Annotated in this window: 10 protein-coding genes; 2 read left to right on the top strand and 8 right to left on the bottom strand. The window is 65.4% G+C overall.

The features are described from left to right. Positions 1-57: 57 nt before the first annotated feature. The 5 genes from CQ14_RS08025 to rpmH all read right to left on the bottom strand — a co-directional run bounded on the left by CQ14_RS08025 (position 58) and on the right by rpmH (position 3,647). Entirely contained in the window at positions 58-429 is a 372-nt protein-coding gene (locus CQ14_RS08025) for a DUF423 domain-containing protein (RefSeq protein ID WP_057857380.1), read from the bottom strand. Beyond that, complete coding sequence (gene yihA, locus CQ14_RS08020) at positions 429-1,079, bottom strand: ribosome biogenesis GTP-binding protein YihA/YsxC (RefSeq protein WP_057857379.1); 651 nt, start codon at positions 1,077-1,079, stop codon at positions 429-431. The genes CQ14_RS08025 and yihA overlap by 1 nt, the downstream gene beginning before the upstream one ends. Positions 1,080-1,243: 164 nt before the next feature. After that, complete coding sequence (gene yidC, locus CQ14_RS08015; RefSeq protein WP_057857378.1) at positions 1,244-3,121, bottom strand: membrane protein insertase YidC; 1,878 nt, start codon at positions 3,119-3,121, stop codon at positions 1,244-1,246. Between the two features lie 19 nt (positions 3,122-3,140). Further along, positions 3,141-3,485 carry a ribonuclease P protein component gene (rnpA, locus tag CQ14_RS08010; protein WP_057839705.1) on the bottom strand — a complete coding sequence of 115 codons (345 nt, stop codon included), beginning with the start codon at positions 3,483-3,485 and terminating at the stop codon, positions 3,141-3,143. Between the two features lie 27 nt (positions 3,486-3,512). Continuing rightward, positions 3,513-3,647, bottom strand: coding sequence for a 50S ribosomal protein L34 (gene rpmH, locus CQ14_RS08005; RefSeq protein ID WP_008542748.1), 135 nt, complete (start codon positions 3,645-3,647; stop codon positions 3,513-3,515). A gap of 416 nt (positions 3,648-4,063) precedes the next feature. Between rpmH and CQ14_RS08000 the strand changes: the two genes are divergently transcribed. Beyond that, positions 4,064-5,542 carry a sensor histidine kinase gene (locus CQ14_RS08000; RefSeq protein WP_057857432.1) on the top strand — a complete coding sequence of 493 codons (1,479 nt, stop codon included), beginning with the start codon at positions 4,064-4,066 and terminating at the stop codon, positions 5,540-5,542. A 25-nt stretch (positions 5,543-5,567) separates the two neighbouring features. Here the strand turns inward: CQ14_RS08000 and CQ14_RS07995 are convergent, their stop codons facing one another. From CQ14_RS07995 to CQ14_RS07985, 3 genes are all read right to left on the bottom strand, one after another. Further along, a complete protein-coding gene (locus CQ14_RS07995) occupies positions 5,568-6,536 on the bottom strand; it encodes a Bug family tripartite tricarboxylate transporter substrate binding protein (RefSeq protein ID WP_057857377.1) in 969 nt (322 codons plus the stop codon). 65 nt (positions 6,537-6,601) lie between these two features. Beyond that, positions 6,602-7,510, bottom strand: a complete 909-nt coding sequence (locus CQ14_RS07990; RefSeq protein ID WP_199805468.1) for an alpha/beta fold hydrolase — start codon at positions 7,508-7,510, stop codon at positions 6,602-6,604. Next, a complete protein-coding gene (locus CQ14_RS07985) occupies positions 7,507-8,250 on the bottom strand; it encodes a GntR family transcriptional regulator (protein WP_057857376.1) in 744 nt (247 codons plus the stop codon). The genes CQ14_RS07990 and CQ14_RS07985 overlap by 4 nt, the downstream gene beginning before the upstream one ends. 150 nt (positions 8,251-8,400) lie before the next feature. Here CQ14_RS07985 and CQ14_RS45900 point away from each other — a divergent pair. After that, a partial coding sequence (locus CQ14_RS45900; protein ID WP_245320252.1) for a glutathione S-transferase N-terminal domain-containing protein occupies positions 8,401-8,688 on the top strand: 288 nt, incomplete at its 3' end.

The following is an 8,688-nucleotide window of genomic DNA, read 5'->3' as shown; positions in this document are numbered from 1 at the left end:
AGACCCCTCATCCGGCGCTTCGCGCCACCTTCTCCCACAAGGGGAGAAGGGGAATTCTCAACCCCGCCGCGGCCAGGCCGCCGAAACCGCCAGCGCCAGCCAGCTTGCAATCAGCAGCGTCCCGCCGGTCGGCGCGGCCATCGGAAACAGCCCATGCCCGGCATAGTGCCGCAGCGTCAGGTCGCCGGCGAACAGGCCGGCTGCGAGCACAAAGCCGCAAGCCGCGGTGATGCCGATTTTCGCGTGCACGATCCCGCGCTCGGCCAAGGCGACGGCACCTAATACCGCGCACGCATGAAACAGCAGCACCGACGAGGCCGCCGCCAGCCGCGAGGCGTCAGCGCCGTGGGCGGAGGCCGCCGCCAGCGCGACGCCGTCGGCGCCCATGATGCCGGCGAGAACGATCAGGATGCGGTACGCGCGGGTCATCAGGCGCGCTCGCGCAACAGGCGCACCATTGCGGCGCGCAATTCCGGCATGCCGGCGCCCGAGCGCGAGGATGTCACCAGAATGTCCGGAAACGCGGCGGGATGCTTGGCGAGCGCGGCCGTGGTCTCGCTGATGCATTTTTCCAGCTCGGCCCGCTTCACCTGGTCCGCCTTGGTCAGCACCACCTGATAGCTGACGGCGGATTTATCCAGGGTCTTCAGCACGTCCTGATCGACATCCTTGATGCCGTGGCGCGCATCGATCAGCACATAGACCCGCGCCAGCGTGGCACGCCCCAGCAGGAATTGATGGATCAGCTTGGTCCAGGAGGCGACCTGGGTTTTCGGCGCCGAGGCATAGCCATAGCCGGGCATGTCGACCAGCCGCAGCCCGGCGCTGTCGGGGCCGTCGAAGAAAATCAGTTCCTGGGTGCGGCCCGGCGTGTGCGAGGTGCGCGCCAGCGCGTTGCGGCCGGTCAGCGCGTTGATCAGGCTGGATTTGCCGACATTGGAGCGGCCGGCAAACGCCACCTCTATCCCCGCCATCGGCGGCAGCGTCTCGATCGAGGGCGAGGCCCAGACGAATTTCCAGTCGCCGGCGAAGAGCTTTCGCCCCTCTTCAATCAGCTCCGCGTCAGGCTCGGCGGTCATGCGAAGGTTCTCGATTCACGCCGTCATTGCGAGGAGCTCGCGACAAAATTGCGAAGCAATTTTGCGCTGAAGCGACGAAGCAATCCATCGATGCCCGCGTTGAGGAATGGATTGCTTCGCTTCGCTCGCAATGACGGAGAGCATTGCGAGCGAACGCGGGATTATCAGGTCTTCTCGGCGGCCTTCTTCGGCGTGAACGTCGCCTTCATGTTGTCGAACAGCTCCACCTTCACGCCGTTCTTGCGCATGATGTAGCTCTGCTGGATCACCGAGAGCAGGTTGTTCCAGGCCCAGTAGATCACGAGACCCGCCGGGAAGCCCGCCAGCATGAAGGTGAAGATCAGCGGCATCCAGTCGAAGATCATCTTCTGGGTCGGATCCGGCGGCGTCGGATTGAGCTTCATCTGGATCCACATCGTGATGCCCATGATGATCGGCCAGACGCCGAGCATCAGATAGGCGCCGAAATGCGGACCAAATACCGCGAGCGGATCGAACGGCAGCAATCCGAACAGGTTGAAGATCGTGGTCGGGTCGGGCGCCGAGAGGTCCTTGATCCAGCCATAGAACGGCGCGTGGCGCATTTCGATGGTGACGAACAGCACCTTGTACAGCGAGAAGAACACCGGGATCTGCAGCGCGACGGGGAGACAGCCCGCGATCGGGTTGATCTTCTCCTTGCGGTAGATCTCCATCATTTCCTGCTGCTGCTTCTGCCGGTCGTCGGGATAGCGCTCCTTCAGCGCCTGCAGTTGCGGCTGCACCGACTTCATCTTCGCCATCGAGGCGTAGGATTTGTTGGCGAGCGGGAAGAACAGGATCTTGATCAGCAGCGTGACCAGCAGAATGGAGACGCCGAAATTGCCGAACACGTGGAAGAAATAGTCGAGCACCAGGAACATCGGCTTGGTGATGAAGTAGAACCAGCCCCAGTCGATCAGCAGGTCGAAATGGTTCAGCCCGAGTTGCTTGTTGTAGCCGCCATGGCCGGCCAGCGGGAAGTTGATGCCGACGACGCCGGCTTCCTTGGCTCCCGCAAACAGCCGCGCATTGGCGCTGCCGGTGCCGCCGACCGCGATTGTCTGCGCATCCTGCACGTAGTTGGTCTGATAGCGAACCTTAGGGCCCGGATCTTCGGCGAGGAAGCGTGCCTTGAGGCGCGCCGAGGTGTCGGGCAGCAGCGCGGCGGCCCAATATTTGTCGGTGATGCCGAGCCAGCCGTTGGTCACGTTGAACTCGAAGCCGCGGTCGCCATTGCCCAGAACGGGCGCCTCGGCTACGGCCTTGTAGCCTTTTTCCTGCAGGCCCTGGTCGCCGAGATAGCCGATCAGGCCTTCATGCAGGATGTAGTAGCCGGAGACCTCGGGCGTGCCGTGGCGGGAGATGAGCGCGTACGGGTAGAGCGTGACCGGCGCATTGCCGACGTTGGTGACGTCGTCCTTGATGGTGAAGAGATAGCGGTCGTCGATCGCAATGGTGCGGCGGAAGGTGAGGCCTTCGCCATTGTCCCATTTCAGCGTCACGGGCTTGTCCGGCGTCAGGCTGCCGGAGCCTTCCTGCTGCCACTCCGTATCGCGGCCCGGAAGCTTGGCCGTCGAGCCCGAGCCCGCGACCCAGCCGAACTCGGCATAATAGGGATGCGCCGTCCCCGACGGTGAGAACAGTACGATGGCGGGCGATTTCGGGTCGACGGTGTCGCGGAACTTCTCCAGCGACAGGTCGTCAATGCGTCCGCCCTTCAGTGCGATGCTGCCGGACAGCCGCGGCGTTTCGATCTTGATGCGCGGCGATGCGGCAATCGCGGCGTCGCGGCTGACGACAGGCTGGTTGGCGGGCGTGCTGACCGACGGCGTCGCGCCCGGCTGCGGCGTCGCGCCGGGGGCCGTCTGCGCCGTCTGCGGCGCGGATTTTGCGAGTTCGGCCTGGGTCTGGCTCTGCGCGCGCTGCCGCTCCATTTGCGGCGCGTTGTAGAAATATTGCCACGCGATCAGCACCAGGCCGGACAGAATGACGGCGAGGATGGTGTTGCGATTATCGGTCATCGGTTTGGGGTCTCGCCATTCAATTCGGATGTTTCGGCGCCTGCCGGTCGAGCCGGTTCAGCGCCGAACGGAGATCGTCGAGCATGGTTGCAAAGTCGCGGGTGAGCGCGGCCCGGCGGCCGACCAGCACATAATCATGGTGAGGTCGCATGGAAATGACGTCCAGCCGCTTCACCAGTTCGCGAAGCCTGCGCCGGATCCGATTGCGCTCGGTGGCGGTACCGTTCTTCTTGGTGACGGTGAAACCGATCCGGATCGGGCCATCATCGGCGCGGGCGCGGCCCTGCACCACGAAGGCAGCGCTATTTGCCCGCGTGCCATTGGCAACGGCGAGAAAGTCCGCCCGCTGCCTCAGCCGATCCATGAATGAAATCTCCGGAAAGGATCCGGCTCAGGCGCTCAGGCGCTTGCGGCCGCGCGCACGGCGAGCGGCGAGGACCTTGCGGCCGCCGGCGGTGGCGAGACGGGCGCGGAAGCCGTGACGGCGCTTGCGCACCAGTTTGCTGGGTTGATAAGTCCGCTTCACGGGTAGTTCTCCGCTGACCGGGCAATTTGCCTGTTGGATTGAGATCAAGTCCGATGATGCGGGCCGGCCCAAACGGGCCATTTACGGCCCCAAATGAGCCGCCCCCGGGGATGCCGGGCCATCGCGGACAGTTGGCGCGGCTTATAAGGGAGCGACCTGTTTTCGTCAATGTCAGGGGTTGCCGCAGTGTCCGTTCTTTGAAACGTCGCAATTGGGGCGAATATATCTGTTTTCGCGGGGTTTTTAGGGGCGAGACGACGGCGTGCCCGGACCATGGGAACCGCGGGACATTAGCGATCGGTAATTTGACCGGCCGTTGGCCCACACGCATCCTCGGAATCACGCGGTAACCGACCTATATGGGCCAGGTTGGCCTATCCGGCGGGCTCAAAGCAGAGATATCAAGGCGGATATTCGTGTCAGCGACCGACGACCAGCCGACTCTTCAAACGCCGCGGCCCCAGGTGCCGCGCCGGCTCGGCCTGTCCGGCAAGCTCCTGCTGCTGACCATCCCCCTCGTGATGATCGCGCTGCTGATGATCTATGTGCCGTCGATCGCGAATTTCTGGACCAACCGGCTGAACGACCGTCTCGCTGCGGCCAACACCGCCGCCCTGGTGCTGGATGCCGCGCCCCTGGGGATGGTTCCGGATTCGCTGGCGCGACAGATTCTGTCCAGCGTCGGCGCGCGGGCGGTCGCCATCAAGATGGGGCAGCAGCGCCGGCTGCTCGCCAGCGCCGATCTGCCGGCGGCGATCGACCGCGACATCGACATGCGGACGCTGACGGTGTGGTCGGCGATCGTCGAGTCCTTCGAGACCATGCTGGAGCGCGGCAACCAGACGATTCGCGTGGTGGGACCGGCGCCCGGGGCTGCGCAGTTCATCGAGGTCGTAGTCGATGAAAAGCCGTTGCGGCAGGCGATGTACCGGTTTTCCCGCAACCTGCTGGTGGTCGCGCTGGGGATCGCGATACTCGCCGCGGGGCTGGTTTACCTCGCACTGCATTATCTGTTCGTGCGGCCGATGCGGCGGTTGACCGCCAATCTCGTCGGCTTCCACGAAAACCCGGAAAGCGCGGCGCGCATCATCGTGCCGAGCCAGCGCGGCGACGAGATCGGCGTTGCCGAGCGCGAGCTCTCGGACATGCAGCGCGACCTCGTCTCGATGCTGTCGCAGAAGAGCCGGCTCGCCGCGCTCGGCCTCGCGGTGTCGAAGATCAACCACGATCTGCGCAATATGCTGGCGTCCTCGCAATTGCTCTCGGATCAATTGGCCAGCGTGCCGGACCCGCGGGTGCAACGCTTTGCGCCGAAGCTGATGCGCTCGCTGGAGCGCGCCATCGATTTCTGCCAGTCGACCCTTTCCTATGGCCGCGCCCAGGAAGCCGAGCCCGACCGCCGCGTGATCCAGGTCGAACCCGTGGTATCAGAGGTGCGCGAATCCGCCGGCCTCGCCGCCGACGCCTCGATCACCTGGATCAGCGCGATCGAGCGTGGCCTCTCGATCGACGCCGATCCCGACCAGCTTTTCCGCGTGCTGCTCAATCTGGTGCGCAATGCGGTGCAGGCACTGGATAGCCGCCCGAAGGGCGAAGGCTCTCCCTTGCAGATTCGCATCACCGGCCGCCGCGAGGGCTCGGTCGCCATCATCGAGGTGTCGGACACCGGTCCCGGCGTGCCGGCGAAGGCGCGCGAGCACCTGTTCGAGGCGTTCCAGACCTCCGGCCGCCCCGGCGGCAGCGGGCTGGGCCTTGCGATCGCCGCCGAGCTGGTCCGCGCCCATGGCGGCGACATCCACCTGGTCGAAGGCACCATCGGCGCCACCTTCCGCGTCTCGATCCCCGACCGCCCGGTGGAGCTGCAAAGCGTCCGCAACGAGCGGGCGCGGGCGTAAGTCCACCCATCCGGCTTCGTACACGTCACTGCAGTTTGACGCCGCCTGCCTTGCCGACCTGCGCCCACTTCTCCATCTCGGCCTTCACATGCGCGGCGAATTGTTCGCCCGTGCTGCCAATCGTGGTTGCGCCCTGAAGGGCGAGCTTGTCCTTGACCTCGGCCGAGTTCAGCGCCTCAACCGCCGCTGAATGGATCCTGGCGGCGATTTCGGCTGGAATGCCGCGCGGCGCCACCAGCCCATACCAGTTGTTGGCGAGCACCTGCGGCATGCCGAGCTCGGCCGTCGTCGGCACGTCGGGCGCGCTCGGGGCGCGCTTGGCGCTGCCGATGGCGAGCGCACGGAGTTTGCCGGCCGTCACGTTGCCGAGCAGCACGGGAATGTCGGCGAACATCATGTTGACGTGACCGCCGAGCAGGTCGTTCACGGCCGGCGCGGCGCCGCGATACGGCACATGCTCGAGGTCGACGCCTGCCGACACCTTGAGCAATTCCCCTGCCATGTGCGGCACGCCGCCGACGCCGGTCGAGGCGAAATTGAGCTTGCCCGGTTTCGACTTGGCCAGCGCGATGAGTTCGCCGAACGTTTTGGCCGGAACGTTGTCGGCGACCACAAGCAATTCCGGAACCTCGACGACCTGCGTCAGCAGCTTGAGGTCTTTGAGCACGTCGTACGGCATCGTCTCGGAAAGTACCGGCGTGATCGCGAGCGGGCCGGCGCTCGAAATGCCGATGGTGTAGCCGTCGGGCTCTGCTTTCGCGACCGCGGCTATTCCCGTCACGCCGCCGGCGCCGCCACGGTTATCGAGGATGATCGGCTGGCCCAGCAGAGCGGCCATCTTCTCCGTCAGCACACGCGCGATCGTGTCAGCCGGACCGCCCGCCGGAAACGGCACGATCAGCTTGATCGGCCTGCTCGGATAGGACTGCGCCTGCGCCATTTGCGGCGAGACGACAAGCACGGCCAGGATCATCCAGCGAACGAGACTTCGCATTACCACTTTCCTCCTTCATGCGAGGCGCTTGCTGCGCCCCGTTTCTTATTGATCGTCCGGCTGCGTTACAGCTTTGCGATCCACGCCACGATGGCGTCGACGACGGCGCCCGGCTGCTCCGGGATCAGCGCGTGGCTGGCATTCGGGATCACGACGACGGATACGCGTCCGCCGAACTCCTCGCGGCTTTCGTTCCACTTCTCTTTCGGCTTGAACGGGTCGTGGTCGGGCACCAGGTCGAGCATGGGGACGGTGCCGGCCTGCCAGTACTCGGCCTGTTTTGTCGCGGACACTGCTACACTCTGCGCCTTGTTCGCCGCCGGCGCCCAGCCGTGGAGCCACACCGAGGCGTCATGGGCCGGATGGAAGAAGCCCTTGCGCAGGGCTGCAAGGCGCAGTTCGTCCGGCAGGCTCGTATCGGCAGCCTGCTGCACGACGGCGCGCAGTTCCTCGGGGTACGCCTTGGCGGCGGCCGCGACAAGAACGATGCCGCGCACCAGCGCGGAATGGTCGGTGGCCGTCATGCGCGCAACCCAGTTGCCGAAGGCATGGCCGGCGATCACGGCCGGGCCGGCCTGCTCGCGCGCGATGACATGCGCGACGTCACGGGCGAGATCCTGCAGGCGGATATTGTCGAGCGGGCCCTGGCTCTTGCCGGCGCCGCGCGGCTGCGGCCGGAGTACGCGATAGCCGGCTTGCGCGAGCCGGGACGCCACATCGTCGAAATCCAGGGAGTCGCGGCCGCGCGATGGCAGCATGACGATCAGCGGCCCGCGCCCTTCGGCGACGAGATCGATCTCGACATTGTCATAGCGTACCATTTCGCGGGTACGCATACCTTCGGCGGATGCGGCCGGGCCAAGCGGCTGGATCACCGACCACACCAGGGCAAAAGCGGCGATACTCCTGACGCCGCGTCGCCACGCTTGCCCATAAAGTTCATATTTATGACCTATCTGGCCAACGCCGGTCATTTCACGTCCATGTCGACGCGCACGACGTCGCCGCGGTAAATTCCTTTCGACACCAGCACCAGCCGTCCACGCTGGTCCACCGCCGAGCGATCGACGAAACAGATCGGCGCATTCAGCGGCAAGGCGAGCAATTCCGAGACTTCCAGATCCGAACTGCCGATCGTCATGGTCTGCCGTGCGCTGGCGATGTGCACGCCGGGAATGCTCGCGGCGAGGCGCATCGCGGTCAGCGTGGTCATGGCGCGCTTCGGCAGTCGGCTTGCCAGGCTCGCATCGATATAGACCTCGGCGATAAGGAACGGGCGACCGTCGCGCGAGTGGCGCCGCCGCAGCCGCCGGTATGTCCGCGATATCGTGCCGATATCGTGCGGCCATCGCTCGGGTGCAGGAACCAGCGCGTCCTCGAGCACTTCGATCGTCGCGCCGTCGCGCGTATTCAACATGCCGCGGAGGTCCGTCGTCACATCGAGCCAGACATGCGCCCGGGCCTTGTCCGTGACGAAGGTGCCCTTGGCGCGATAGCGCGAGACAAGGCCCTCGTCCTCGAGCAGGCCGAGCGCCTGGCGGATCGTCGCACGCGCAACCCCGCATTCGCTCATCAGCTGTTCGATGGTCGGGATCTGTGCCCCGGGTGCCCACTGGCCGGACATGATGCGGCTGCGGAACAGGGTCGCGAGCTGGATGTAGCGCGCCACGGCGCTGCGGCTCAAGGCTATTTCGGCGTCGGTCAGGCTCGCCACGGTTCCCCCGGCTGGCAGTTCGAATTGACAAAAGTTCGTATATATGACCTTTACCGCGAAAGGAAGGCCCCCGACGCGGGGCTCGCATTCTGACGGACGACACGCATGAAACTGCATTGGTCTCCACGATCACCGTTCGTGCGAAAGGTGATGGTCGCCGCGCACGAGCTCGGCCTGGCCGGAAAGATCGAATGCGTGCGCAGTGTCGCGGCGATGGGCAAGCCGAACCCGGCGATCATGGTGGACAATCCGCTGAGCAAGATTCCGGCGCTCGTTCTCGAGGACGGCACAGTGCTGGTCGATTCCGCCGTCATCGTCGAATATCTCGACGCCCTCGCCGGCGGCGGCTGGCTGCTCGCGCCGGCGGGTCGGCTGCGCTGGCTGGCGCTGAGCCGGCAGGCGCTGGCCGACGGCCTGCTCGACCTGCTCGTGCTCTGG

It is taken from the genome of Bradyrhizobium lablabi (assembly GCF_001440475.1).
GTDB classification, from domain to species: domain Bacteria; phylum Pseudomonadota; class Alphaproteobacteria; order Rhizobiales; family Xanthobacteraceae; genus Bradyrhizobium; species Bradyrhizobium lablabi.
The sequence above is the reverse complement of the archived record's forward strand: the minus strand, read 5'-3'. Positions and strand labels throughout refer to the sequence as shown.

Excerpts from the sequence above, each read along its gene's own strand:
- yihA (WP_057857379.1), bottom strand. The coding sequence starts at position 1,079 with ATGACCGCCGAGCCTGACGCGGAGCTGATTGAAGAGGGGCGAAAGCTC.
- CQ14_RS07995 (WP_057857377.1), bottom strand. The coding sequence starts at position 6,536 with ATGCGAAGTCTCGTTCGCTGGATGATCCTGGCCGTGCTTGTCGTCTCG.
- CQ14_RS07990 (WP_199805468.1), bottom strand. The coding sequence starts at position 7,510 with ATGACCGGCGTTGGCCAGATAGGTCATAAATATGAACTTTATGGGCAA.
- yidC (WP_057857378.1), bottom strand. The coding sequence starts at position 3,121 with ATGACCGATAATCGCAACACCATCCTCGCCGTCATTCTGTCCGGCCTG.
- CQ14_RS08025 (WP_057857380.1), bottom strand. The coding sequence starts at position 429 with ATGACCCGCGCGTACCGCATCCTGATCGTTCTCGCCGGCATCATGGGC.
- rnpA (WP_057839705.1), bottom strand. The coding sequence starts at position 3,485 with ATGGATCGGCTGAGGCAGCGGGCGGACTTTCTCGCCGTTGCCAATGGC.